25 protein-coding genes are annotated in these 23,545 nt (G+C 70.7%); 12 read left to right on the forward strand and 13 right to left on the reverse strand.

Features of this window, described 5'->3' with window-relative positions; genetic code table 11:
- A partial coding sequence (locus ACFFNX_RS07595) for an Rv1486c family protein (RefSeq protein WP_512699845.1) occupies nt 1–243 on the reverse strand: 243 nt, incomplete at its 3' end.
- 107 nt (nt 244–350) lie between these two features.
- On the opposite strand from ACFFNX_RS07595, the gene ACFFNX_RS07600 reads away from it, so the two are divergent.
- Complete coding sequence (locus ACFFNX_RS07600) at nt 351–1,142, forward strand: ABC transporter ATP-binding protein (protein ID WP_378197358.1); 792 nt, start codon at nt 351–353, stop codon at nt 1,140–1,142.
- Nucleotides 1,143–1,170: 28 nt separating this feature from the next.
- Nucleotides 1,171–1,914: a sulfite exporter TauE/SafE family protein gene (locus ACFFNX_RS07605; RefSeq protein ID WP_378197361.1), complete on the forward strand. Its 744-nt coding sequence runs from the start codon at nt 1,171–1,173 to the stop codon at nt 1,912–1,914.
- On the opposite strand, the gene ACFFNX_RS07610 is transcribed toward ACFFNX_RS07605, so the two are convergent.
- The gene (locus ACFFNX_RS07610) at nt 1,901–2,692 is read right to left on the reverse strand and encodes a helix-turn-helix domain-containing protein (protein WP_378197365.1); all 792 of its coding nucleotides are present in this window, start codon (nt 2,690–2,692) and stop codon (nt 1,901–1,903) included. The genes ACFFNX_RS07605 and ACFFNX_RS07610 overlap by 14 nt on opposite strands.
- A 165-nt stretch (nt 2,693–2,857) precedes the next feature.
- On the opposite strand from ACFFNX_RS07610, the gene ACFFNX_RS07615 reads away from it, so the two are divergent.
- Nucleotides 2,858–3,109, forward strand: coding sequence for a DUF8836 family protein (locus ACFFNX_RS07615; protein WP_378197368.1), 252 nt, complete (start codon nt 2,858–2,860; stop codon nt 3,107–3,109).
- Between the two features lie 139 nt (nt 3,110–3,248).
- Nucleotides 3,249–4,289, forward strand: a complete 1,041-nt coding sequence (locus ACFFNX_RS07620; RefSeq protein WP_378197371.1) for an esterase-like activity of phytase family protein — start codon at nt 3,249–3,251, stop codon at nt 4,287–4,289.
- 2 nt (nt 4,290–4,291) lie between these two features.
- Here the strand turns inward: ACFFNX_RS07620 and ACFFNX_RS07625 are convergent, their stop codons facing one another.
- Complete coding sequence (locus ACFFNX_RS07625) at nt 4,292–5,200, reverse strand: Rieske (2Fe-2S) protein (RefSeq protein ID WP_378197374.1); 909 nt, start codon at nt 5,198–5,200, stop codon at nt 4,292–4,294.
- Nucleotides 5,201–5,571: 371 nt separating this feature from the next.
- On the opposite strand from ACFFNX_RS07625, the gene ACFFNX_RS07630 reads away from it, so the two are divergent.
- Complete coding sequence (locus ACFFNX_RS07630) at nt 5,572–5,787, forward strand: hypothetical protein (RefSeq protein ID WP_285584581.1); 216 nt, start codon at nt 5,572–5,574, stop codon at nt 5,785–5,787.
- 6 nt (nt 5,788–5,793) lie between these two features.
- On the opposite strand, the gene ACFFNX_RS07635 is transcribed toward ACFFNX_RS07630, so the two are convergent.
- The 4 genes from ACFFNX_RS07635 to ACFFNX_RS07650 form a co-directional block, all read right to left on the reverse strand.
- Complete coding sequence (locus tag ACFFNX_RS07635; RefSeq protein WP_378197378.1) at nt 5,794–6,426, reverse strand: class I SAM-dependent methyltransferase; 633 nt, start codon at nt 6,424–6,426, stop codon at nt 5,794–5,796.
- Nucleotides 6,427–6,566: 140 nt separating this feature from the next.
- Nucleotides 6,567–8,024, reverse strand: a complete 1,458-nt coding sequence (locus tag ACFFNX_RS07640; protein WP_378197381.1) for a catalase — start codon at nt 8,022–8,024, stop codon at nt 6,567–6,569.
- Complete coding sequence (locus tag ACFFNX_RS07645; RefSeq protein ID WP_378197384.1) at nt 8,017–8,490, reverse strand: Fur family transcriptional regulator; 474 nt, start codon at nt 8,488–8,490, stop codon at nt 8,017–8,019. Before ACFFNX_RS07645 ends, ACFFNX_RS07640 begins: the two co-directional genes overlap by 8 nt.
- A gap of 107 nt (nt 8,491–8,597) precedes the next feature.
- Nucleotides 8,598–9,752 carry an aminotransferase class V-fold PLP-dependent enzyme gene (locus ACFFNX_RS07650; protein ID WP_378197387.1) on the reverse strand — a complete coding sequence of 385 codons (1,155 nt, stop codon included), beginning with the start codon at nt 9,750–9,752 and terminating at the stop codon, nt 8,598–8,600.
- A gap of 71 nt (nt 9,753–9,823) precedes the next feature.
- On the opposite strand from ACFFNX_RS07650, the gene ACFFNX_RS07655 reads away from it, so the two are divergent.
- The gene (locus tag ACFFNX_RS07655; RefSeq protein ID WP_378197390.1) at nt 9,824–10,942 is read left to right on the forward strand and encodes a CapA family protein; all 1,119 of its coding nucleotides are present in this window, start codon (nt 9,824–9,826) and stop codon (nt 10,940–10,942) included.
- Here ACFFNX_RS07655 and ACFFNX_RS07660 read toward each other — a convergent pair.
- Complete coding sequence (locus ACFFNX_RS07660; RefSeq protein WP_378197393.1) at nt 10,907–12,244, reverse strand: GH1 family beta-glucosidase; 1,338 nt, start codon at nt 12,242–12,244, stop codon at nt 10,907–10,909. The two genes, ACFFNX_RS07655 and ACFFNX_RS07660, sit on opposite strands and share 36 nt — an antisense overlap.
- A gap of 146 nt (nt 12,245–12,390) precedes the next feature.
- On the opposite strand from ACFFNX_RS07660, the gene ACFFNX_RS07665 reads away from it, so the two are divergent.
- The 3 genes from ACFFNX_RS07665 to ACFFNX_RS07675 all read left to right on the forward strand — a co-directional run bounded on the left by ACFFNX_RS07665 (nt 12,391) and on the right by ACFFNX_RS07675 (nt 14,801).
- Nucleotides 12,391–12,942, forward strand: coding sequence for a TetR/AcrR family transcriptional regulator (locus tag ACFFNX_RS07665; RefSeq protein WP_378197448.1), 552 nt, complete (start codon nt 12,391–12,393; stop codon nt 12,940–12,942).
- A gap of 322 nt (nt 12,943–13,264) precedes the next feature.
- Nucleotides 13,265–13,843 (forward strand): biotin transporter BioY, encoded by a 579-nt coding sequence (locus tag ACFFNX_RS07670; RefSeq protein ID WP_378197396.1) that lies wholly within the window; start codon nt 13,265–13,267, stop codon nt 13,841–13,843.
- A gap of 79 nt (nt 13,844–13,922) precedes the next feature.
- Nucleotides 13,923–14,801 carry a polysaccharide deacetylase family protein gene (locus ACFFNX_RS07675; protein ID WP_378197399.1) on the forward strand — a complete coding sequence of 293 codons (879 nt, stop codon included), beginning with the start codon at nt 13,923–13,925 and terminating at the stop codon, nt 14,799–14,801.
- A 121-nt stretch (nt 14,802–14,922) separates the two neighbouring features.
- Here the strand turns inward: ACFFNX_RS07675 and ACFFNX_RS07680 are convergent, their stop codons facing one another.
- Nucleotides 14,923–16,164, reverse strand: coding sequence for an alpha/beta hydrolase family protein (locus tag ACFFNX_RS07680; protein WP_378197403.1), 1,242 nt, complete (start codon nt 16,162–16,164; stop codon nt 14,923–14,925).
- A 94-nt stretch (nt 16,165–16,258) separates the two neighbouring features.
- Between ACFFNX_RS07680 and ACFFNX_RS07685 the strand changes: the two genes are divergently transcribed.
- The 3 genes from ACFFNX_RS07685 (at nt 16,259) to ACFFNX_RS07695 (ending at nt 19,959) form a co-directional block, all read left to right on the forward strand.
- Nucleotides 16,259–16,834 carry a TetR/AcrR family transcriptional regulator gene (locus ACFFNX_RS07685; RefSeq protein ID WP_378197406.1) on the forward strand — a complete coding sequence of 192 codons (576 nt, stop codon included), beginning with the start codon at nt 16,259–16,261 and terminating at the stop codon, nt 16,832–16,834.
- A 212-nt stretch (nt 16,835–17,046) separates the two neighbouring features.
- Entirely contained in the window at nt 17,047–19,440 is a 2,394-nt protein-coding gene (locus ACFFNX_RS07690) for an MFS transporter (RefSeq protein ID WP_378197409.1), read from the forward strand.
- 45 nt (nt 19,441–19,485) lie between these two features.
- Nucleotides 19,486–19,959: a MarR family winged helix-turn-helix transcriptional regulator gene (locus tag ACFFNX_RS07695; protein ID WP_378197412.1), complete on the forward strand. Its 474-nt coding sequence runs from the start codon at nt 19,486–19,488 to the stop codon at nt 19,957–19,959.
- Between the two features lie 61 nt (nt 19,960–20,020).
- Here the strand turns inward: ACFFNX_RS07695 and ACFFNX_RS07700 are convergent, their stop codons facing one another.
- The 4 genes from ACFFNX_RS07700 to ACFFNX_RS07715 are packed head-to-tail and all read right to left on the reverse strand — an operon-like array spanning nt 20,021 to nt 23,458.
- The gene (locus ACFFNX_RS07700) at nt 20,021–20,626 is read right to left on the reverse strand and encodes a response regulator (RefSeq protein ID WP_378197415.1); all 606 of its coding nucleotides are present in this window, start codon (nt 20,624–20,626) and stop codon (nt 20,021–20,023) included.
- Between the two features lie 29 nt (nt 20,627–20,655).
- Complete coding sequence (locus ACFFNX_RS07705) at nt 20,656–21,822, reverse strand: sensor histidine kinase (RefSeq protein ID WP_378197418.1); 1,167 nt, start codon at nt 21,820–21,822, stop codon at nt 20,656–20,658.
- Entirely contained in the window at nt 21,822–22,562 is a 741-nt protein-coding gene (locus ACFFNX_RS07710) for an ABC transporter permease (protein ID WP_378197421.1), read from the reverse strand. The genes ACFFNX_RS07705 and ACFFNX_RS07710 overlap by 1 nt, the downstream gene beginning before the upstream one ends.
- A gap of 14 nt (nt 22,563–22,576) precedes the next feature.
- Nucleotides 22,577–23,458: an ABC transporter ATP-binding protein gene (locus ACFFNX_RS07715; protein ID WP_378197424.1), complete on the reverse strand. Its 882-nt coding sequence runs from the start codon at nt 23,456–23,458 to the stop codon at nt 22,577–22,579.
- Between the last annotated feature and the right edge of the window lie 87 nt (nt 23,459–23,545).

The raw sequence follows: 23,545 nt of genomic DNA on the forward strand, positions 1-23,545 counted from the left end.
GGTGAGGCCGAGCGGGTCGCCCGGCGCCGGCAGGGCGAGCCTGAGCGCGGACAGCCCGGCCACCCGGAGCGCCGCGAGACCACCGCGCAGCGGTGTCTCGCCGGGCTGGTCCGGGATGCCGGCGACGACGTGCGGGCCGCCCAGGCGTTCCACGACATCGGCGGCCTCATCGAGCCCCACGTGGCCGGTGAGCCATGCGTTGCCCCAGGCGACGAGGGCGGCCGAGGGGTGAGTCACACGCATGCCGACAACCATAAGGCGTCCGAATGCCGTAGGTTCGTGCCGGAGACCCGCGCGGGTCCGGCGGCCCTCGCCGCCTGCGGCTTCGTGCGATGGCGCGAAGGGATGCGATGGCCGGAGAGGTACTCAGGCTTGAGGGCGTCGAGATCCGGCGCGAGGGGGCGACGCTGCTGCGCAACATCGACTGGACCGTGCAGGAGGACGAGCGATGGGTGATCATCGGTCCGAACGGCGCGGGAAAGACGACGTTGCTGCAGGTGGCGGGCGCGATGCTGTTCCCGAGCGAAGGCCATGCGCAGATCCTGGGTGAACAACTTGGTAAGACCGATGTGTTCGAGCTTCGGCCGCGCATCGGACTGTCGAGTTCGGCGGTGGCCGACCGGGTGCCGCCGGAGGAGAAGGTCATCGACCTGGTCCTCACGGCGTCGTACGCGATCATCGGCCGCTGGAAAGAGGAATATGACTCCACGGATGTGACGCGGGCCGTCGAGCTGCTCGACGCGCTCGGCTGCGCCCACCTCATCCGGCGCCGCTTCTCCACCCTCTCCGAGGGCGAGCGCAAGCGCGTGTCGATCGCGCGCGCCCTCATGCCCGACCCCGAACTGCTGCTGCTCGACGAGCCCGCCGCCGGGCTCGACCTCGGCGGCCGTGAGGACCTCGTCGCGCGGCTGACGAGCCTGGCCGTCGACCGTCTCGCACCGACGATGGCGCTCGTCACGCACCACGTCGAAGAGGTGCCCGAGGGGTTCACGCACGCGATGCTGCTGCGCCGCGGCTCGGTCATCGCCACCGGGAAGGTCGACGAGGTCTTCACCGACGAGCACCTGTCGAAGTGCTTCGGGCTCCCCCTGCAGATCGAGCGTCAGGAGGGACGCTGGCACGCGCGAGCCGTCACGTCGTGATCCGCCGTCCCCTCCGTAAGGCCGCCCGATGACCCCCCTTCACGCCCTCGCCATCTTCGGCGCCGGGGTCGGTGCCGGCTGCATCAACGTCATCGTCGGCTCGGGATCGCTGATCACCTTCCCGGTGCTGGTCGCGCTCGGCTACCCGCCGGTCGTGGCGAATGTCTCCAACACCGTCGGTCTCGTCCCGGGCTCCGCCTCCGGGGCGTACGGCTACCGGCGTGAGCTGAACGGACAGCGTTTCCGGCTGGTCCGACTCGGGCTGGCGTCCGTGATCGGCGCGATCATCGGCGGTCTGCTGCTCCTCGTCCTGCCCGCCTCGGCGTTCGAGGTGATCGTCCCCGCGCTGATCGGCGTGGCGTGCGTCCTCGTCATCATCCAGCCGAGGCTGAGCGCCTGGCTCGGCGGCCGGCGCCGGCATCCGCACGGCGGCCCGTGGCTGTGGGTCACCGTCCTGCTGACCGGGATCTACGGCGGGTACTTCGGGGCCGCGCAGGGCGTCATCCTCCTGGCGCTGCTCGGGATCTTCCTCGACGAGGACCTGCAGCGCGTGAACGCGGTCAAGAACGTCCTGGCCGGTGTGGTCAACGGCGCGGCGGCCCTGTTGTTCATCCTCGTCGCGCACGTCGACTGGTGGGCGGCGCTGTTCATCGCCGTCGGCTCGACGGCCGGAGGTCTGCTCGGCGCCTCGATCGGCCGGCGGCTGCCGCCGATCGTGCTGCGGATCGTCATCGTCGTCGTCGGCGTGGCCGCCATCGTCAAGATGCTGTGACCCTCCGGCGGAGGATCCGCGCGGTCTCCTCGTCGGCCGGCAGGAACGCCTCCAGCCGCAGCTCGGCCAAGGTGACGTCGACCGCGGTCGCGAACGAGGTCACCGTCGTGACCAGCCGCAGCTCTCCCTCGTCGCAGCGCAGGCGCAACGGCATCGCGAAGCCGACGTGGTCAGGCCCGTACGGCAGCGGCGGCACGTACTCCTCCAGCTCGGCGATGAACGCGTCGAGGCGGTCGTCAGGACTCCTGAGCGCCAGCGCGCGCAGGGACTCGACGATGTGCCGGCCCCACTCGGGCAGGTTCGCCACGCGCCGCGCCAGCCCGTCGGGGTGCAGCGCGAGCCGGAGCACGTTGACGGGCGGCTCCAGCAGGTGCCCGGCGGCGCCCTCGGTGAGCACGGTGACGGCGGCGTTCGCGGCGACCAGCTCGCCGTACGGCCGCACGACGAGGGCCGGGTACGGCAGGTGCCCCTCCAGGACACGTTCGATCGCCTCGCGTACGGGGCGCAGCTCGGGCGCGTCGAGACTGGACTCGGCGAACACCGGGGCGTACCCGGCGGTGAGCAGCAGGGCGTTCCGTTCGCGCAGCGACAGCTCCAGCGACTCGGCGAGGCGCAGCACGATGCCGCGGCCGGGCCGCGAGCGCCCCTGTTCCATGTAGCTGAGGTGCCGCTGCGTCGTGCCGGCGCGCAGGGCGAGCTCGAGCTGGCTCCAGCGCCGCGCCGTACGCCATCGCCGCAGTTCGCGTGCGAACCCGTTGGTCTCCATCACCGCCAGCATGCCCCCAGTCGTATCCGGCGACGGCGCCGCCCGTCGATTCCCCGCGGGGTATTGCCGGGCTTCGACGGCGAGACACATGCCACGCCTGGTGAGGCCGCTTCCGGACCGGTTGAACGGTGGTCCACGAGGGTAATAATCGAATAGACGTTCGAGAAGGGTGCGGTCATGAAGGGCGACAGGGTCGAGATCATGATCGACGCCGGGGGTGCGACGCGCACGTACGAGGTGGTCGCCACGCGTGCGGGCAGGAGGGTCGAGGTCGTCACCCGGCGGGGCGTCGTGGAGGTGACCGAGGTGACCCGCACCGGCACGCCCGTGCGCACGGCGCGCTTCATGGCCAGCCGCGTCCTGGCGCTGGTCGAGCACCCCTTCAACGACCGCAGAGAGCCGTCCGCGCCCCCGCCGAACGAGGCGTGACGGGGCCGCCCGCTCCTCGCGACGGGCCGGAGACGCCGGTGATCTCAGGGGTCTTCCGCTAGCCGTTGCCCGGCCGGATGATGTTCACGGAACACCTCTAGCATGGCTCCACTCTCGAATAGCGATCTTGGAGTCGGTCATGCGCGTCATCTCGTCACTCGCCGGTGCCGGACTGCTGGCGGCCACCTTTCTGACACCGACCACCGCTGCCGTCGCCGCGGCACGGGGCGGCACGACCCGTGCATGCTCCGCGTCGGTGGACATCACCGGGTTCTCCGACGCTCTCGACAAGACCACCTTCGACGGCGTCTATGTCGGGAACCTGTCGGCCCTCGCCGTTGACCGCGGTGGGCGCATCGCGGCGCTGTCGGACCGGTCGTCGCTGTTCAGCCTGGACGCCCGCACCCTGCGGCCGGTCGGCGTCGTGAACCTCGCCGACGAGAGCGGCGCCGCGCTGGACTCCGAGGGCCTCGTCGTCGACCGCGACGGCACCCGCCTGATCACCTCCGAGGTCGAGCCGTCCATCCGCCGCTACAGCCGGGCCGGGAAGATCCTGGGCCGGCTCGCGGTGCCGGACGCCCTGCGGGTCGCGCCGGCCGGACGGGCCACCGGCAACCTCACCTTCGAGGGGCTCACGCTGGAGCCCGGCGGACGCACGCTGGTCGCCTCGATGGAGGGGGCGCTCTCGGGAGACGACGCCGACCTCGTGCGCTTCCAGACGTGGCGGCGCGAGGCGGACGGCCGCGACTTCCGGCTCTCCGCGCAGTACGGCTACCGCGTCGACTCCGGTCTGGGCGTCTCCGACATCACGGCGACGCCGGACGGGCGGCTGCTGGTGCTGGAGCGCGGCTTCACGGCCGGAGTCGGCAACACGATCCGGCTCTACCTCGCCGACCCCCGCCACGCCACCGACGTCAGCCGCACCGAGAACCTCACCGCCGGATCGGGCGTCCGCCTCATCGGCAAGTCGCTGCTCGCCGACCTCGTCGACTGCCCCTCGCTCGGCGCGACCGCCAACCAGCCCCAGCCCAACCCGCTGCTCGACAACATCGAGGGCATCACGATCACCGGCCGGGCCCCGGGTGGACGCCTGCGCCTCCTGCTGGTCAGCGATGACAACCAGAGCTCGGCGCAGATCACCCGCCTGTACTCCCTGACGGTACGGCTGCCCCGCGGCTGAGCTCAGCGGGCGGGACGCACCTGGATCATCCCGCTCTCCAGGATCCGCGTCTCGAAGGCGGGCTGGCGGCCGGTGGCCGGGCCGTGGACCACGGTGCCGTCGCTGACCTGGAACGTGCTCCCGTGCCAGGGGCAGATGACGCAGATCTCATCGTCCACCCGGACCATGCGCCCCTGGTGCAGCGGCCCGTCGAGGTGGGTGCAGCGGTCGGCGAGCACGTAGACGTCCTCGCCGTAGCGCAGCACGAACAGGCTGATGTAGCCCAGGGTGCGGTGGACCGGCCAGCCCTCGGGCAACTCGTCCAGCGGGCACAGGTCGTGCCAGCCCAGGGGCCCCAGATGGGTGATCGACTCGGCGTGGCTGGCACCCGCGCCGAGTCGGAAGGCGAGGTGGCCGCCGAGATAGGTGCCGCCGAACAGCGCCGCGAGCCCGGCGAGGCCCAGGACCTTGCCCTGACGTTTACGGCCGCGCAGACGAGAGAGCAGCGACGCGGCGAACAGGCCGGCGGCGGCGGTCGTGCCGATCGAGTGCACGATGCCGACGCGCTGCTGTTCGATGTGGAGCGAGGACCAGTCGGCCGCGCCGGTGAGCGCCACCGGCACCGAGCTCACCAGCCCGGCGGCCAGCAGCACCTGCGAAGCACGGTCGGTGTCGGGGAACAGGTCGAGCGCCGACGCCGCCAGCCAGCAGCCGACCGGGACGTCGGTCAGCGGCGGATGGGCCGGGTGACCGAGCGGCACCCCGTGCAGAAGGTCTCTGAGGGCCCCCGGAGGCAGAATCCGCAGAACGAAGCCGGTGAGCCCACGGGCCGGCCGGTCGAGGACATGAGCGTGCTCGAGATCCTCGGCGACCTTGAGTGGGCGGGGGACGGTCAGGGACCTGGAGATCCTGCTCACCCGCTGACGGTTCACGGCACCTCCTCCAATGGCTCTGCTCTGGACATTAGTGCCTTGTCAGTCAACGTCTGCCTCGTGGGGGTCGGCTGGTCCTCGCTTTGGGCGAGCGGCTCCCCGCGTGTCGTGGGGCGGCCGGAGGTACCGTTCGGCCTCGTCCTTCGAACACCTGATCAGGTACCCGATCCGCCAGTCGCGTACCCGCCGGTTGTGCCTTCGCCCGGCCTTGCCCCGGTTTACACCGTTGTCAGGGGTTCCACGAGATGAAGCAGGTAAAACCCGGTAAAGCGTCTGTTTTATGGGCCCTCGTGGGCCTCGCGGGATTAACGTCGCTCGTTTATCTTTGAAGGGTCCGTGGATGAAATCCCCCGGTATTCAGGGTGGTAACGATGCGGAGGCTCGAGGCCGAGTTTCCCGGCTGGCGGTTGTGGATCAGCGACACCGGCCGGTGGTGGGCCTTCCGTACGGAGGCCTGCGCCCTCACCATCGAGCAGCTGCGCGCCGGCTGCCGGCTGATCGTCCAGGCGGACACCTCCGATGCGCTGTACTCCGCCATCCGCGCCGAGATCGAGGCCGAGCGGCGCGTGGCCTCCCAAGCCTCCTGACCGATCTCAGCGGGGCTTGCGCGCGGTCCCGATGATGCGCGGTGCGACCGGGGAACACCAGGCGGTCGCGGGGAACCGGAAGCCGCGGCAACGATCGACCTCGAATACCCGCCGGATGTCCGGCAGCGGGTCGCGGGTGACGTGACAACCACCCATCAGCCGAGGCCAGACCAGGTCGGCGACCCGCTGTGCGGCGGCGAACGCCGTGTCGTGGCTGCGTACGTGCTCATAGAAGCGGAGCTGACCGCCCGGCCGCAGCACCCGGAGGAACTCCGCCAGCGCGGTGCGGGGATCGGGCACCGAGCACAGCAGGCCGGAGATCGCCACGGCGTCCGCCGAGCCGTCGTCGGCGGGCAGCCGCGTGGCCGTGCCGTCCACGACCCGGACCCGTACGGGGGCGGTCCGCGCCGCCTCGGCGGCCTGCGCGCGCAGGTGCGGCTCGGGCTCGACGGCCACGACCTCCGCGACCTCCGCCGGGTAGCGGGGGAAGTTCAGCCCCGTGCCGGGCCCCACCTCGATCACCCGGCCGGACAGGCCCGCGAGCAGTTCGGTGCGCAACGCGCGGTTGCCGCGTTCTTCCTGCCGCGCGGCGAGCGGGCCGTACAGGCGGGCGAAGACCGGATTTTCCACCAGTGCCATGTCGCCTGCCTACCAGATACCCGTCGAGCGTGTGGAGAAGTGCGCGTCACCCGAGGTGATCGGGACCGAACACAACGGGTAAAGGCGAAGAAAAGGCAGCCCGCCATGCGGGCCGCCCTTCCTTGGGGGGTGGGGGAGAGTCAGCTCCCGTTGACCCCGAGGCCCCTGGCGACGTTGTCGCCCAGGTGCTTGGAGACGTTGCGCCAGTACTCCACGACGCGTGCCTTCACCTCGGCGGTGACCTCCGGGCGGGAGGCGTGGCCGACGATGTTGTTCGCGAGGTTGGCGCGGTCGGTCTCGGACAGCACGTTGTCGTACAGCGCGCGCGGCTGGCCGTAGTCGTCGTCCTCGGCGTGCAGGGTGTACGCGGCGCGGACGATCTCACCGGTGACGCTGTAGCTCTCGCCCTCGTACGGCGACGGGTCGGCCTGCGGGCCGCCCACGGAGTTCGGCGCGTACACCGGGTCGCCGTAGTTCTCGTACCGCATCGCGCCGTCCTTGTTGTAGGAGTGGACGGGCACCCTCGGCCGGTTGACCGGGAGCTGCAGGTAGTTGGGGCCGATCCGGTAGCGGTGGGTGTCGGGGTAGGAGAACAGCCGGCCCTGGAGCATCTTGTCCGGGCTCGCCGCGATGCCCGGCACCATGTTGGCTGGCTCGAACGCGGCCTGCTCGATCTGGGTGAAGTAGTCGTCCGGGTTCCGGTTCAGGGTGAACCTGCCGATGGTGATCGGCGGGTAGTCGCCGTGCGGCCAGATCTTGGTCAGGTCGAACGGGTTGAACCGGTAGTCGGCCGCGTCCTCGAACGGCATGATCTGCACCTGCACCGTCCACGACGGGTGCTCGCCCGCGCTGATGGCCCGGCTCAGGTCGCGGAGGTGGAAGTCGCGGTCGAGCGCGGTCGTCTCGGCGGCCTCGGTGTCGGTGAAGTTCCTGATGCCCTGGTCGGTCTTGAAGTGGTACTTCACCCAGAACTTCTCGCCGGCGGCGTTGATCCACATGAAGGTGTGGCTGCCGTAGCCGTTCATGTGGCGCCAGGAGTACGGCGTGCCGCGGTCCGACATCAGGAAGGTCACCTGGTGCGCGGACTCGGTGCGCAGCGTCCAGAAGTCCCACTGCATGTTGTGGTCGTGCAGGTGGTTGTCGGACCGGCGCTTCTGCGAGTGGATGAAGTCGGAGAACTTCGAGGGGTCGCGGATGAAGAAGACCGGCGTGTTGTTGCCGACGAGGTCGTAGTTGCCGTCCTCGGTGTAGAACTTCATCGCGAAGCCCCGCGGGTCGCGGACCGTGTCGGGGAAGCCGAGCTCACCGGCGACCGTGGAGAACCGCAGCAGCAGGTCGGTGCGGGCGCCCTTCTGGAAGAGCTTCGCCTTGGTGAACTGGCTGACATCCTCGGTGATCTCCATGAAGCCGAAGGCGCCACCACCCTTGGCGTGAACGACGCGCTCGGGCACCCGCTCACGGTTGAACTGCGCCATCTTCTGGATCAGGTAGTGATCCTGGAGCAGCAGCGGTCCGTTCGGCCCCACCGACAGCGAATCGTGGTCACTGGGCGCCGGGATGCCGGCATCCGTGGTGGTGATGGGCCTCTGGTCAGTCATGCGCACTTCCTCCCTCAGAGTCCCGACGGCAGTCGGGACAGAAACCCCAGAAGGTCACGTCCGCCTCGTCCACCCGGTACCCGGCGTCATCGGCGGGTTCGAGGCACGGAGCCTCCCCGGCCGTGCAGTCGACGTCGGAGACGCGGCCGCACTCTCGGCAGACGAGGTGATGGTGGTTGTCACCGACCCGGCACTCGAAGCGCGCCGGGCTTCCGGCAGGTTCGATACGCCGTACGAGCCCGGTCGCGGTGAACGCGTGCAAGGCCTCGTAGACGGCTTGGAATGACACGTGGCCGAGCCGCTCGCGTACCCGGGAGGTGACCGCGTCGACGTCCAGGTGGTCGCCGGCGCGCACCGTGTTGAGGATGGCGAGCCGGGCGGCCGTCACCCTGAGCCCCGCCGAGCGCAGCTCGCCGGCGGAGTCGTGCGGGTGTTCGGTGTCCTTCACAGGACCGAGACTATGCATTAAACCTGAAGGATTCAAGATAACGAGCAATGTAAGTTTTTGATCGATGGACATATTGTCGCAGGTCAGAGCCCATATACCCATCGTGGCTGGGCGGGTTCCCGGCGTCAGAGGGCCTCGACGAGCCGGGAGATCTCCTCTTCGGTGTTGTAGTAGTGGACCGACGCGCGGACGCGGGGCGGCGGTGTGACGCCGCCGTCGTACCGGTAGGTCTGCGCGGACACCCGTACGTTGATCTTCTGCCGGGCGAGCGCGGCGACGATCTCCGCCGGCGCCCGGCCCTGCCGGGTGAAGGTCACGATGCCCGACCGGCGCGCGCCGCGATCGTGGACCGTCACGCCCGGCGCCTCGGCGAGGGCGGCGCGCAGCGTCTCCGCCAGCGCCGTCACCCGCCGTTCGATCTCCTTCGGTCCGAGTGCGAGGGCGTAGTCCGCCGCGGCCCCGAGCCCGAGCTGGAGCGCCGCGGACCGCTCATAGCTCTCGAACCGGCGGGCGTCGTCGCGCATCGTGTAGGAGTCCGGCCCGGTCCACTCGGCGCTCCGGTCGTCCAGGAAGGTCGGGGTGATCCGCTCCAGCGCGGCCCGCCGTACGTAGAGGAAGCCGATGCCGCGCGGCCCGCGCAGGAACTTGCGGCCCGTGGCCGACAGGAAGTCGCACCCGATCTCGTCCACGTCCACCGCGAGCTGCCCGACGGACTGACAGGCGTCGACGAGGAACAGCGCGCCCGAAGCGCGGGTCAGCCGGCCGATCTCGGCGACCGGGTTGACCAGTCCGTCGTGGGTCGGCACGTGGTTGACCGCGACGAGCCGTACGTCGTCGTCCAGCGTGGCGGCGAGCGCGTCGAGGGAGACCTGGCCGTGCTCGTCGTCGGGCAGGACCTCGACCTTGATGCCGCGGTCGCGGGCGGCGTGCAGGAAGGCGAGCGCGTTGCTGCCGTACTCGCTGGCCGAGGTGAGCACCCGCTCGCCGGGTCGGAAGCGGATGCCGTAGAAGGCCATGTCCCAGCCGCGGGTGGCGTTCTCGGTGATCGCGATCTCGTCCGGGCCGGCGCCGATGAGCCGGGCCAGGGAGTCGTACGTGCCGGTCAGCCGGTCCATCGCGGCGTCGGCCGCCTCGTATCCGCCCATCAGCGCCTCGGCGTCGAGATGGGCGCGGATCGTGTCCAGTACCGGTCGCGGCTGAAGCGCGGCCCCGGCGTTGTTGAAATGGACAACCGCCGCACAACCCGGTGTTTCACCACGAAGACGTGCAATATCCAGCAAATCGCTCCTCCTGCTACGACGGCCTTCCCCGCACGCTACGTGGCCTCGAAGAGGCGTCAAGGGCCGTGGACGTGGCATTCTGTGCGATCTACCCCAAGGTGGTGAACGTGATGCGGCGATTCCCGCTGCCTGTCGCCGTGGCCGTGGCGGCCACGCTGGCCGCCGGCGCGGCGGCCTGTAGCGACAAGAGCGACGCCAGGATGCCGCCGCTGAAGGTGACCCGGACGGCGCCCGGTTCGCCCTCGGCGCGGGTGGACGCGGCCAAGGAGCCGATCACCATCGCGTTCGCCGGCGACACGCACTTCTACGCCCAGCTCACCGCCCGGCTGGCCAACCCGAGCACTGCGCTCGGGCCGACCATCCCATGGCTGAAGAAGGCCGACTTCACGATCGCCAACCTCGAGACGGCGATCACCACGCGGGGCACGAAGGCGCCCAAGCAGTTCAACTTCCGCGCGCCGGCCAGCGCGTTCACCGCGCTCAAGGCGGCCGGCATCGACGTGGTGTCCATGGCCAACAACCACGGGATGGACTACGGCGAGGTGGGACTCGCCGACTCGCTCGCGGCGATCAGGCGGTCCGGCTACCCGGTCGTCGGCATCGGCAAGAACGCCGCCGACGCGTACAAGCCGTACTACGCGACGGTCAAGGGCACCCGGGTCGCGGTGATCGGCGCGACCCAGGTGCTCGACGACAACCTGATCAGCGCCTGGACGGCCACGGACACCCACGGCGGCCTCGCCTCGGCCAAGAACGCTCCACGCCTGATCCAGGAGGTGCGCAAGGCGCGCAAGCAGGCCGACGCGGTCATCGTCTACCTGCACTGGGGTCAGGAGCTCGAACCGTGCCCGCTGCCGCGTCAGAAGCACCTCGCGAACCAGCTCGTCCACGCGGGCGCGGACGTGATCGTCGGCGGCCACGCCCACATACCGCTGGGCGGCGGGTACTTCCACGGCCGCTACATCGACTACGGCATGGGCAACTTCTTCTTCTACGCCGCCAGCGGCAAGACCTCTGACACGGGGATCCTCGAGGTGACGCTCAGCGGGCGCAAGGTGCTCAAGGCGCAGTGGCGACCCGGGACGATCTCCGGCGGCGTGCCCCGGCTGCTCACCGGCTCCGCGCGGGTCCAGGCACTGGCCAAGTGGAACGGCCTACGGCGCTGTACGGGGCTGACCGCCCGGCCCTGAGGCGGCGATCAGGTCGCGGTACCACGCGTAGGAGGCGCGCGGCGTCCGGCGCTGCGTCGCGTAGTCGACGTGGACGAGGCCGAACCTCGGGCCGTAGCCCTCGGCCCACTCGAAGTTGTCCAGCAGCGACCAGACGTAGTAGCCGCGCACGTCCACACCGTCGTTCATCGCGGCCCTTACGGCGTCGATATGGGCGGACAGGTAGTCGATGCGAGGCCGGTCGTCCAGCGCCTCGTCGTAGGAGCAGCCGCTCTCGGTGATCTGGATCGGCGGGAGCGCGTCGCCGTACCGGCTCTTCAACGTGGTCAGCAACCGGTACAGCGCACCGGGGACGACCGGCCAGCCCATCCCGGTCACCGGCGGTGCCCCGGGCACCTCGGTCATCGTGAACGGCAGCTCGTCCCCCTCGGCGGGCGCCGCGACGCCGACCGGGTTGTAGTAGTTGACGCCCAGGACGTCGATGGGCGCGGAGATGACCGCGAGGTCGCCGTCGCGTACGTGCGGCAGGTCCACGCCGAGGTCCGGGTGGCCGCCGCGCAGGATCGGGTCGGTGAACTGCCAGTTCAGCAGGTTGTCGAACGCCTTCGTGGCGGCGGCGTCCTCGGGCCGGTCGCTCGCCGGATGTCCGGGCGTGAGGTTGTTGGTGATCCCGACCGACCGTGCGCCGGCGCCGCGCAGCGCCTCCACGGCGAGGCCGTGCCCGAGAAGCTGATGGTGCGCGACGGGCAGCGCTCCGAGCATGAGCGCCCGGCCCGGGGCGTGCACGCCGAACGCGTACCCGTAGGCCATGACGACCATCGGCTCGTTCAGCGTGATCCACAGCGCGACGCGGTCGGCCAGCCGCTCGGCGACGATCGCGGCGTACTCGGCGAACCGGGCGGCCGTGTCGCGGTTCAGCCAACCACCGGCGTCCTCGAGCGGCTGCGGAAGGTCCCAGTGGAACAGCGTCGCCGTGGCGTTCAGGCCGCGCTCGGCCAGCCCGTCCACGAGCCGGTCGTAGAAGTCCAGGCCCTTGGCGTTGACCGGCCCGGACCCGTCCGGCTGCACGCGCGGCCACGCGATGGAGAACCGGTACGCACGCGCGCCGAGACCCGCGATCAGGTCGAGGTCCTCCGGCCAGCGGTGATAGTGGTCGCAGGCGACATCGGCGTTGTGCCCCTCGCGGATCCGTCCCGGCTCGCGGCAGAAGGTGTCCCAGACCGAGACGCCACGGCCGTCCTCACCGGTCGCCCCCTCGATCTGAAACGCCGCCGTGGCGACACCCCACTGGAACTCGGACGGCGACCCCGATACCGGTGTCATCGCGACCTCCCGGAAATGTGAGGAGGTTTCGGATCCTACGGGGCCGCTGTGCCATCAGAAAAGGCATGATTGTACGTGTGACGACGGATACCTCGGCACTGAGGCGGAGGCCCGCTCAGCGGCGGAGCGCCGAGCGGGTGCAGCGCATGCTGGACGCCTGCGCGGACATCCTGGAGGAGAACGGCTACGACGGCCTCTCCACGACCAAGGTCGCCCAGCGCGCGGACGTCGCGATCGGCTCGGTCTACCAGTTCTTCCCCGACAAGCGGGCGATCGCGCAGGAGCTCGCGCTGCGCAACCTGGAGATGTTCGGCGAGCGGGTGGCCCACGGCCTGGCCGAGGGCGACTTCCCGCACTGGTACGACGCGGTCGGCACGGTCATCGACATCTTCGTGGACATGCACCGCACCGTCCCCGGCTTCCGCGTGCTGCGCTTCGGCGACATCGCCGACGTCCGGCTCCTCGACGCCGGCGAGGAGAACAACGCGGTCGTCGCCGACCGGCTGCGCGTCCTGCTGGTCGAGGCGTTCGCGGTGCCCGACAGCGAGGAGTTCTCCCGCGCCCTCGCGGTGGCCGTGGAGGCCGCCGACGCCGTGCTGAAGCTCGCCTTCCGCGTCGAGCGCGACGGCGACCCGGCACTGCTCGCCGAGGCCGAACGGCTCATCACGGGTTACCTGGCCCGCCACTTCGAGTCCTGACCCGTACGGTGACCCCCCGTCCCGGGGCGAGCCGCCGCCCGCGACGTCGATCGGGGCGCCCTGGAGCCGCCGGGAGCCTGGAACGGTCACCGACCGGCGCAGCGGAGGTGAGCCGCGCACGTCGGGCGGCTCACCCGTCGGGTCTCAGGCGTTCCGGAGGCGTATCACCCCGGCGTCGGTCGGCATGAAGGCACATGCGTCGCCGCCGTGAACGTACGCGTCGCACAAAGGCCAGGCACGCATCTTTGGCGGGGCCGCCACACGCCTTCCTCGCGAGCTGGGGCGACAATTGTCCGGTTAGCCCCCGAAAGGAAGGTTCCACGTGTCCAACACCCAGGCTGCAGTCGCACGTCCGGCGGTGCTCGGCGACCTCGTCCCGGGCCGCCTGGTCCGTGACGTCGCGCTCGTCCTCGGCGCGGCCGCGTTCGTCGGCATCGCCGCGCAGATCAGTGTGCCGGTGCCGGGTACCCCGGTGCCGGTCAGCGGGCAGACGTTCGCCGTGCTGCTCTCCGGCGCCGCGCTCGGGCTGAACCGCTCGGTCATCTCGATGGCCCTGTACGCGCTCGCGGGCGCGCTCGGCGTGCCGTGGTTCACTCAGGGCACGTCCGGCTGGCACTTCGCCTCGTACGGCTACATTCTCGGTTTCGTGCTGGCGGGCGCGGTCGTGGGCGCGCTGGCCTCGCGTGGCGGAGACCGGTCGCCGCTGCGTACCGTCCTGACGATGACGTTGGGCACCGTGCTCATCTACGCCGTGGGCGTGCCGTGGCTGATGGCCATGACCCACTCCGGCTTCGGCGCCGCACTGTCGATGGGCGTCCGTCCGTTCCTCATCGGTGACGCGCTGAAGGTGCTGCTCGCCGCGGGCCTGCTGCCCGGCGCGTGGCGGCTCGTGCGCCGCTGAGCCTCGGCGAACCGGCCCGGCGAGAGGTCGCCGGGCCGGGCTTGAATCTCACATTGGTGTCAAGTCTTACCGTCTCGGCATGACGAACACCGCGAAGAACGAGCCCTTCGACTACAGCCCGATCACCGAACGCCCAGCGATCAACTGGCCCGGCGGCGCCAGGGTCGCCGTCTACGTCGGGCTCAACATCGAGCACTTCCTGGTCGACCGCCCGTCCACCAGCATCTGGCCCGGCACCGCGGACCTGGTCCCCGACGCGCTCAACCACGGCTGGCGCGGCTACGGGACCCGGGTCGGCATCTGGCGCACCATCGAAAGCCTCGACCGGCACGGCATCCGGGCGAGCGTGTTGCTCAACTCCGACGTCGCCGACCACTATCCGCAGATCATCAAGGCAGGCCTGGACCGTGACTGGGCCTGGCTGGCACACGGGCGCACCAACTCGATCCTGCACAGCGGCATGGAGCTCGACGAGGAGCGTCGCTTCCTCACCGACGTCGTGGACACCATCACCGCCGCGACGGGCGGTCGGCCGCACGGATGGATGGGACCGGGGCTGACCGAGACGTTCAACACCCCGCAGCTGCTCGCCGAGCTCGGTCTGTCGTACGTGCTCGACTGGACCAACGACGACCAGCCCTACCGATTGAACGTGCCCGGCATGATCAGCGTCCCGTACTCGGTGGAGCTCAACGACCTGAACCTGTTCGGCAAGGCCACCACCGGGCCGGAGTTCGTGCAGATCGTCAAGGACCAGTACGAGCAGTTGAGCGCCGACTCGGCGAACAGCGGCCGGGTGATGGCGCTGGCCCTGCACCCGTTCGTCACCGGGCAGGCGTTCCGGGCCAAGTACCTCGACCAGGCCCTGGAGTACCTCGCGGGACGACCCGACGCCTGGGTGACCACGAGCGACGAGATCGCCGAACACTACGTGCGCACCTCCACCGAGACGCGGTGAGCCGACCACCCGGGGCGGGTGCTCATCGCGCGGACCGCGAAGAACACGACGTGCGACGTTCCCCACGCCGAAGGCATGGCGCGCCTTGGTTCCGGGCGGTACGGAGGTGGAAATGCGCCGATCAGTGACCACCAACGGCCTCGGTCTCGCGTACGTTCAGGGCGTCGTCGAGCCAGTCGTAGACGCGGGCGAAGGCCAGTCGTTGGGCGCCGGCCTGGCAGTGGGCGTCGGCGCCTTGGTCGGCGGTGAACTCCAGTAGCGTCTTGGCGCAGGTCAGGTGCTCGTACAGCAGTTCGGGCTGGCCGGTGAAGAAGCCGTCGCCGGTGCCGGCGCACACGAGAGTCGGGCAGGTGATCTTCTCCGCGATGCCGTCGCGCAGGTGGTAGTCGAGGTAGGCGGCCCCGAACGCGCGCGGAGTGGGGGATCCCAGCACGTACATGCCGTGGCCGATGGACCAGCGCACCATCGGGTCGGTGGCCATGGCGGCCTCCAGGAGTCCGTCCAGCTCGGGATCGTGGTCGGCGCGCAGGCGACGTTCGACCTCGGCGCGGTCGCCGGGGAAGGGGGCGGTGGTGATGTCGCCCAGGTCGTACACCCCGTCGAGGGCGATGAGGGCGGCGACGCGGGTGTCGAAGGCCGCCGCACGCGGGGCGAGCAGGCCGCCCATGCTGTTGCCCAGCAGCGCGATCCGGGCCGGGTCCACCTCCGTGCGGGTCAGGGCGTGGTCCAGGACGGGGCCGACGACGTTCTCCCAGTCGGGACGGAAGACCAGGCCCTCGTGGTGGCGGGTGCCGGGCTGGCCGGGGCCGTCGAAGGACAGCACGGTGTAGCCGCGCTCGACCGCGGCGGCGGCCCCGGCGAAGTGCATCTCCTCGGCGCTGCCGTCGAACCCGTTGAACATCACCACGGTCGGGCGCGGCGCCCCCGAGTCGTCGGCCCGGTACAGGTAGCCGGGCAGCGTCGTGTCCTCGTACGGGATCCGCACCGGCTCGATCGCCGGGGTGAACAGCGCCGCCGCCTGGCGGAAGCACGCGACCTGGGCGTCGTACGCGTGCCGGATGCGCGGGTCGGCAGGGTCGCCGTGCAGGAAGAACTCGGCGTTGCGGTAGTAGTTCGAGGCTCGCAGGAACGCGTCCCGGGCGCTGACGCGGTGGCCGCCGGCCAGCGCCCGCCGCCCCTCGGCGGCCACGCGGTCCGCGGTGGCCAGCCACTGGTCGTGCCAGCCGTCGTAGTCGCCGGCGGTGATCCGCTGGGTGGTGACCACGGCCTCGCCGAAGTCGGCGCCGCCGTACGCGATGTGCCCGAAGGTCCGCAGTGTCTCGTACCAGAACTGGTGGTCGTCGGGGAAGAACACGGGCTCCATGACCAACTCCTAAAGCAGTTGATGACTGCGTTTAGTTGGACGATAGACCGGTGGATCCCGTTAACGCAATCCCGGGCTGCGTTAAGGTGAGGGCATGTCAGATGAGCGACAGAGAACCCGACGTCCCGGCGGTCGCAGCGCCCGCGTCGGCGCGGCGGTGCATCGGGCGGCACTCGATCTGATGGCCGAGCGCGGCTATGGCACCTTCACCGTCGGTGACGTCGCCTCCCGTGCCGGTGTCGCCGACACCAGCGTCTACCGGCGCTGGGGCACCCTTGAGGCCCTGCTCGTGGACGTGGCGATCACCTGGCTGACCGCGCAGTCGCCGATCCCCGACACCGGCAGCCTGGACGGCGACCTGCGCGCCTACGCCGCCGGCGTGGCCCGTGACCTGGCCGGTCCCGACGCTCTGGCGATCCTGCGCCTGATCATCGCCCTGGACGCCGCCGGACCGGATGGCGTCCAGGCCCGCGGCGAGTTCTTCGCCGAACGCAGCCGCCAGATCCAGGACATGCTCGACCGTGCCCGCACGCGCGGCGAACGTCCGCCCGAGGTCCTGGACATCCTCGACCACATCCTGGCCCCGATGTACATCCGCGTCCTGTTCGGCGCGGACCTCACCCCGGACTACGCCGACACCCTGGCCGACCGCCTGCTTCGCATCATGTGACCTGCGCCCGCACCGTGCGCCCCCGACCCGGCCGGACGTGTCGCGAGGCCCGGCGTCGCCGGAAAATAAAGTTGCTCGCGGCAACCAAATCATGCATACTTGCCCCAGGCAACCAAATGTCGCGACAGGACGGCTGCCGAGCGACGCTCGCACGGCTGGATGGCCTGCGCCGTCCCCATCCCCCGGACTCTTCGGGGCGCGAAAGGAGTCTGATGGCAACCGCAGCACCGGCCGAGGTGCGGGCGGCGGCACCCGATTCGGATGCCCCGATGTCGCATCGGCAGATCGTAGAGGCCCTATCCGGGTTGCTGCTCGGCCTGTTCGTGACGATCCTGTCGTCCACGGTCGTGTCGAACGCGCTGCCGACGATCATCGCTGACCTGCACGCGAGCCAGACCACCTACACGTGGGTGATCACCGGGACGCTGCTCTCGATGACGATCACAACCCCGATCTGGGGCAAGCTCGCCGACCTGGTGAGCAAGAAGCTCCTGATCCAGCTCGCTCTGGTGATCTTCGTTGTCGGCTCGGCCATCGCCGGTCAGGCGCACAACCCCGCGATGCTCATCACGGCCCGCGTCGTTCAGGGCCTCGGTGCCGGTGGGCTCAGCGCCCTGGTGCAGGTGATCATGGCGGCGATGATCGCGCCACGCGAGCGCGGTCGTTACTCCGGCTACACGGGGGCGGTCTTCGCCCTGGCCACGGTCGGCGGCCCGCTCATCGGCGGTGTCATCGTCGACACCTCCTGGCTCGGCTGGCGGTGGTGCTTCTACGTGGGCGTGCCGTTCGCCGTCATCGCGCTGATCGTCTTGCAGAAGACCCTTCACCTGCCGACCAGGAAGCGGAAGGTCAAGGTCGACTGGCTCGGCGCGACACTGTTCGCGGGCGCGGCCGCTCTGCTGCTGCTCTGGGTCTCCTTCGCCGGCGACAAGTACGACTGGCTGTCGTGGCAGACCGCCGCGATGATCGGCGGCGCGGTCGTCCTGGCGGTGCTGTTCATCGTGGCGGAGACCTTCGCGAGCGAGCCGATCGTGCCGCTGCGCCTGTTCCGCATCCGCACCCTGTCCCTGTCCACGCTGGCCAGCCTCTTCGTCGGCGTCGCGATGTTCGGCGCGACGACCTTCCTCAGCCAGTACTTCCAGCTGGCCCGCGGCGACTCGCCGACGAAGGCGGGCCTCATGACCCTGCCGATGATCGGCGGCTTGGCCATCGCGTCCACGATCTCCGGGCGCATCGTCACCGCCACGGGGCGCTGGAAGAACATCCTGGTGTTCGGCGCCGCGTCGATGACCGTCGGCTACGCCCTGCTGAGCACGGTGCGCTACGACACCGCCTACTGGCAGGCCGCGATCTACATGTTCTTCGTCGGGGCGGGCCTGGGCATGACCATGCAGAACCTGGTGCTGTGCGTGCAGAACCAGGTCCGGCCGCAGGAGCTGGGAGTGGCCAGCTCGACGGTCTCCTTCTTCCGTTCGCTCGGCGGCGCGATCGGCGTCTCGGCGCTCGGCGCGGCGCTGGGCGGCCGCATCACCCACTACATGATGGACGGCCTCGCACGCATCGGCGTGCACACCTCTGGAAGCGGCGGCTCGCTCCCGAAGCTGTCCGCCCTTCCCGCCCCGGTCCGCACGGTCGTTCAGGACGCGTACGGTCACGGCATCGGCAACGTCTTCCTGTACGCCGCACCGTGCGCGCTGATCGCGGTGATCGTGATCCTGTTCATCAAGGAGGTGCCGCTGCGCACGTCCAACCCCCAGGCGCGGCCGGTCGGCGTGGCCCCCTCCGCACCCGTGACGAACGCCTCGGCGCGCGGTCGGCACGCGGCGCAGGCCTACGCCTCCGTGGGGACGGGCGGCGGCCTGATCCGCGGCCTCGTCCGCGACGGCGCCGCTCCGGTGTCCCGTGCCGTGCTCACGCTGATCGACGTCCGTGGGCACCAGGTCGGCCGCGCGACCAGCGGTGACGACGGACGATACGCCCTGCCCGCTCCCGGCCGAGGCACCTACGTGCTGATCGCCGCGGCCGGAGACCACGACCCACAGGCCGCGACCCTCGTGGTCGGCGACCAGCCGGTCGACTTCGACGTGACGCTCAGCGGTTCCGGCGGCCTCGCCGGAGTCGTCCGCGCCGTCGACGGCGCACCCATCGAAGGCGCGATGGTCGTCGTCACGGACGCACGCGGCGAGGTCGTCGCGGGCGGCACGACCGATGCCGGCGGCGGTTTCCTCTTCACGGCGGTGACCGCCGGCATCTACACGCTCGCGGTCAGCGCCACCGCGTACCGCCCGGCCGCCGTGCCGGTCGAGGTCGGCGGCGGACAGACCCGCCAGGAGATCGAACTGCTGCCCGGCGCACGCGTCCGCGGCACGATCCGGGTCGAGGGCCGCGGCCCGGTTCCCGACGCGCGCGTCACGCTGCTCGACGCGGCCGGGAACATCGTCGGCGTCACGACCACCGGCCCCGACGGGGAGTACGCCTTCACCGGCCTGACGGAGGGCGAGTACACCGTCACGGCCACCGGGTACCCGCTGGTCGCGAGCGGAGTCGACCTGACCGGCCGGGGCGACGGGGCGCACGACCTGTGGCTCGGCCACCCCGCCGGATGACATGAGCCCCCTCGGTCGCCGGGTATGAGGGCAGGTGAAGGAGCGATGACGGAGAGAACCACGGTGGGCCGCGAACACGAGGCGTACCAGGCCCTCGAGCATGAGCTCGGCGTGCTCTTCCGCCGCGCGCGGGCGCTGTCCGCCGAGGTGGCGCGCGAGGTGCACCCAGAGCTCGAGCCCGCGGCGTACGGGCTGCTCATCGGCATGCACGACCGCGCCCGCTCGCGGCCGAGCGACCTGGCCGACTATTTCGGCGTCGGCAAGGCCACCATCAGCCGCCAGGTGAAGGTGCTCGAACAGCTCGGCCTGATCGAGCGGCGGCCCGACCCCGATGACGGCCGCGCCCACCTGCTGGTCCTCACGGATGAGGGACGCCGGAGGGTGGAGATCGCCCGCACCGCCCGGCAGAAACGCTTCCACGCGATGCTCGCCACCTGGCCGACGGAGGACGTACGGATGCTGGGCCGGATGCTCGCCCGGTTCAACGAGCTGGCCGAGAGCAAGGCCGGCCGCCTCTGAACCCGCCCCTCTGCGGTCATCGGCCACCATCTGCCTGCGGCGACCGGCCGGTTGGAAGGTCTCAGAGCCAGCCCTGACGTTGGGCGGTCTGGACGGCTTCGATGCGGTTGCGGGCGGAGGTCTTGCGGATCGCCGAGGACAGGTAGTTGCGGACCGTCCCCTCCGACAGGTGGAGGCGCGCGGCGACGTCGCCGATCGTGGAACCGTCGGCCGAGGCGGTGAGGACGTCGCGTTCGCGCGGAGACAGCGGGTTGGGTCCGGCGCTCAGCGCGGCGGCGGCCAGGGCCGGGTCGATCACCCGCTCACCCGCGAGCACGCGGCGGATCGCCGCCGCCAGTTCCTGCGCCGGGCTGTCCTTGACCAGGAACGCCGACGCGCCCGCCTCCATCGCGCGCCGCAGGTAGCCCGGCCGGCCGAACGTCGTGAGGATGACGATCCGGCAGTCGGGCAGTGCCTCGCGGAGCGAGGCGGCGGCGGTGATGCCGTCCGTGCCCGGCATCTCGATGTCGAGGAGCGCCACGTCGGGCCGCGTGCGCTCGGCCACCGCGAGGGCCTCGTCGCCGTCGGCCGCCTCGGCGACCACCTCGATGTCATCCTCGAGGTTCAGCAGGGTCGCGAGCGCGCCGCGCACCATGCCCTGGTCCTCCGCGAGCAGCACCCGGATCACGGCAGCGACTCTAGAGGACGACACCGCGATCAAGCGGATTCTTCGGCCGGCTCACGTGGGACCGGGGACGTCAGCGGGGCGCGTACGGTCAGGCGGAAACCGCCGTCCGCGCGGGAGGCGGCCTCGACGGTGCCGCCTGAGGCCGTGACCCGTTCGCGCAGCCCGCGCAGGCCGTTGCCGGCCGGCGCCTCATCCGCGCCCGCGCCGTCGTCGGTGATCTCCAGGACGGCCGTGCCGTCCTGCCGGCGAACGGTGATCGCGGCGGTACGGGCACGTGCGTGCCGGACGATGTTGGTCACGCCCTCGCGTACGGCCCAGCCGAACACGCCGTCGACCTGGTCGGGCAGCGGAGTGCCGGAGGCACTGATGGTCAGCTCGACGTCGGCGGCGGCCAGGACGCTGCGGGCGTTCTCCAGCTCGTCGGTGAGGTTGCGCTGGCGGTAGCCGGAGATCGCCTCGCGTACGTCGGCGAGCGCCTGGCGGGCCACCGTCTCGATGTCGTGCACCTCGGCGACGCTCCGGTCCAGGTCGCGTTCGGCGAGCCGGGTGGCCACCTCGCTCTTGAGCACGATCAGCGAGAGCGTGTGCCCGAGCAGGTCGTGCAGGTCGCGGGCGATGCGCAACCGCTCCTCGTTCGCGGCGAGGCGTGCCACTTCGCCGCGCGCCTCGCGTAGCTGGACCACGAGGACACGGCTGGAGCGGAAGGCCAGCATCAGGATGCCGATCGTCAGCGTCTCGAAGCTCAGCAGCGCCAGCGTGCCGCCGGGAGCCCCGAGCGAGGCGCACATGACGAAGGTCAGCACGGTCGCGGCCAGGACGCCGCGCGTCGCCCACCGCATCGGGAGCGTCATGGCGTACGCCACGCCGAGGTAGATCGGCAGCCCGCACCACTGGACCCCGAACAGCAGCGGGTACCCGATCGCCAGCGCGGTCGTGACACCGAGCAGGACGTACGTGCGCCGGTTCGTGCCGGCGGTCCAGGGGTTGTTCGCCAGGACGAGGCCGATGAAACAGGCGACGTAGGAGAGCAGCGCCGCCAGCCGCACCACGACGCCGCCGGTGGTGTGGCCGGGCCCGAAGATCGAGCCGGCCGGCCACAGGAACAGGTAGACCAGGCCGAGCAGGGTCCACAGCGCCCGCCGCTTCGAGGGCGCGCTGGTCTCCTGCTCGGCGTCGAACGGCATGAGAAGGCTCATCAGGACCGAACGGTAGCGCGGCGGTAGGCCGCGATGGCCAGGGTGCCGAGGACCGCGGTCCAGCCGGCCAGGATGAGGGCGTCCGAGGCGGGCGGGACGTGCCCGGCGACGACGCTCCAGCCCAGGTCGGCGAAGCGATTCGAGGGTGTCCAGTGCGCGATGGTCCGCATCGTCTTGGGCAGGATGCTCACCGACATCCACATGCCGCCGAGGATGGCCAGAATCATGTAGCAGGCCACCGTGAGCGGCTGCGCGGCGTCCGGACCGACCAGAGAGCCGATCAGCGTGCCGAGCGCGGCGAACGGGAGCGTGCCGATCCACATCACGCCGATCAACCCGGCCCACTCTCCCGCGGACAGGTGCACGTGCTGGGTCAGGACCGCGGCGAGCCCGACCAGGACGACGGCCGGCAGCGCCAGGCACATCGAGGCGAGCACCTTCGCGGTGATCACCGCCCACGGCCGCAGCGGTGTGACCTGGAGCTGCCGCAGCCAGCCGCCGTGGCGCTCGGCGGCGAGCCGCGCGCCGGTCGTGGTCAGCGACGCGCCGAGGGCGCCGAAGGCGGCCATCGAGACCAGCAGGTACGTCTTGGCGTCCAGCCCGGTCTCGGGGTCCATGTCGCCCTTGGCGAAGATGTTGGACCACAGCAGGTAGAAGCCGACCGGGATGGCGATGGTGAAGAACACGAAGCGCCGGTCGCGGTACGTCCGGCGGATCTCCAGCAGCAGGTAGCGAAGCATCGGGGGAGTCCTTTTCAGTTGTCGCCGGTGAGGGAAAGGAACGCCTCTTCCAGGTCGGCGCCCCTGACCTCCAGGTCCCGGACCTCGAGGCCGGAGGCGTACAGGGCCCGTACGGTCGCGTCGGGGTCGGTGGTGCGCAGCCGTACGGAGCCGCCGCGTACCTCGATGCCGGTGACGCCGGGGAGCGTGTCGAGCCCGGCCGTGGGCTGGTCGCCGATCGTGAAGCGCACCGTACGGCCCCCGGCGACGGACTTGATCTCTTGCGCGGTCCCGTCGGCGACGACCTGGCCGTGGTTGATCACGATGACCCGGTCGGCGTTCTCGTCCGCCTCTTCCAGGTAGTGCGTGGCGAACAGGATGGTCCGGCCGCCCGCCGCGTACGCGCGCATGCTCGCCCAGAACGACCGCCGGGACTCGACGTCCATGGCCGCGGTCGGCTCGTCCAGCACCAGCAGCCGGGGCGCTCCCGCGATGGCGATCGCGAACCGCACCCGCTGGGCCTGCCCGCCGGACAGCTGGTCGGCGCGGCGCTTGGCCAGGGACGTGAGGTTCGCCAGCGAGAGCACCTCATCGAGCGGCATCGGCTCGGGGTACAGGCCCCGGACGAACTCGACGATCTCCCGTACGGCCAGCCCGGGGACCAGCGCGCCGTCCTGCGGCATCGCGCCGATCCACCCGGCGCGTACGGCCTCGTCCGGGGTCCGGCCGAAGACACCGACCGTCCCGGCCGTGGGCCGTGCGAGGCCGAGGAGCATGTTGATGGAGGTGGACTTGCCGGCGCCGTTGGGACCCAGCAGCGCGACGGCCTGCCCCGCGGCGATCTCCAGGTCCAGAGTCTCGACGGCGCGGACGGCGCCGTAGCTCTTCGACACTCCCGTGAAAGTGATCGCGTTCATGGGGACAACGCTAGGTTCGCGCAGTTCAGCCGCGTAGTGCCGTGAATCCTGGCTTCCCGATGACATTTGTCACCGCCGGCCCCGTGA

Source organism: Actinoallomurus acaciae, assembly GCF_042429965.1.
Classification (GTDB): domain Bacteria; phylum Actinomycetota; class Actinomycetes; order Streptosporangiales; family Streptosporangiaceae; genus Actinoallomurus; species Actinoallomurus acaciae.

What these genes read in the sequence shown, in the direction of transcription:
- ACFFNX_RS07600 (WP_378197358.1), top strand. Translation starts at nt 351, where the DNA reads ATGGCCGGAGAGGTACTCAGGCTTGAGGGCGTCGAGATCCGGCGCGAG.
- ACFFNX_RS07605 (WP_378197361.1), top strand. Translation starts at nt 1,171, where the DNA reads ATGACCCCCCTTCACGCCCTCGCCATCTTCGGCGCCGGGGTCGGTGCC.
- ACFFNX_RS07610 (WP_378197365.1), bottom strand. Translation starts at nt 2,692, where the DNA reads ATGCTGGCGGTGATGGAGACCAACGGGTTCGCACGCGAACTGCGGCGA.
- ACFFNX_RS07615 (WP_378197368.1), top strand. Translation starts at nt 2,858, where the DNA reads ATGAAGGGCGACAGGGTCGAGATCATGATCGACGCCGGGGGTGCGACG.
- ACFFNX_RS07620 (WP_378197371.1), top strand. Translation starts at nt 3,249, where the DNA reads ATGCGCGTCATCTCGTCACTCGCCGGTGCCGGACTGCTGGCGGCCACC.
- ACFFNX_RS07630 (WP_285584581.1), top strand. Translation starts at nt 5,572, where the DNA reads ATGCGGAGGCTCGAGGCCGAGTTTCCCGGCTGGCGGTTGTGGATCAGC.
- ACFFNX_RS07635 (WP_378197378.1), bottom strand. Translation starts at nt 6,426, where the DNA reads ATGGCACTGGTGGAAAATCCGGTCTTCGCCCGCCTGTACGGCCCGCTC.
- ACFFNX_RS07640 (WP_378197381.1), bottom strand. Translation starts at nt 8,024, where the DNA reads ATGACTGACCAGAGGCCCATCACCACCACGGATGCCGGCATCCCGGCG.
- ACFFNX_RS07645 (WP_378197384.1), bottom strand. Translation starts at nt 8,490, where the DNA reads ATGCATAGTCTCGGTCCTGTGAAGGACACCGAACACCCGCACGACTCC.
- ACFFNX_RS07660 (WP_378197393.1), bottom strand. Translation starts at nt 12,244, where the DNA reads ATGACACCGGTATCGGGGTCGCCGTCCGAGTTCCAGTGGGGTGTCGCC.
- ACFFNX_RS07665 (WP_378197448.1), top strand. Translation starts at nt 12,391, where the DNA reads ATGCTGGACGCCTGCGCGGACATCCTGGAGGAGAACGGCTACGACGGC.
- ACFFNX_RS07675 (WP_378197399.1), top strand. Translation starts at nt 13,923, where the DNA reads ATGACGAACACCGCGAAGAACGAGCCCTTCGACTACAGCCCGATCACC.
- ACFFNX_RS07680 (WP_378197403.1), bottom strand. Translation starts at nt 16,164, where the DNA reads ATGGAGCCCGTGTTCTTCCCCGACGACCACCAGTTCTGGTACGAGACA.
- ACFFNX_RS07685 (WP_378197406.1), top strand. Translation starts at nt 16,259, where the DNA reads ATGTCAGATGAGCGACAGAGAACCCGACGTCCCGGCGGTCGCAGCGCC.
- ACFFNX_RS07690 (WP_378197409.1), top strand. Translation starts at nt 17,047, where the DNA reads ATGGCAACCGCAGCACCGGCCGAGGTGCGGGCGGCGGCACCCGATTCG.
- ACFFNX_RS07695 (WP_378197412.1), top strand. Translation starts at nt 19,486, where the DNA reads ATGACGGAGAGAACCACGGTGGGCCGCGAACACGAGGCGTACCAGGCC.
- ACFFNX_RS07705 (WP_378197418.1), bottom strand. Translation starts at nt 21,822, where the DNA reads ATGAGCCTTCTCATGCCGTTCGACGCCGAGCAGGAGACCAGCGCGCCC.
- ACFFNX_RS07710 (WP_378197421.1), bottom strand. Translation starts at nt 22,562, where the DNA reads ATGCTTCGCTACCTGCTGCTGGAGATCCGCCGGACGTACCGCGACCGG.
- ACFFNX_RS07715 (WP_378197424.1), bottom strand. Translation starts at nt 23,458, where the DNA reads ATGAACGCGATCACTTTCACGGGAGTGTCGAAGAGCTACGGCGCCGTC.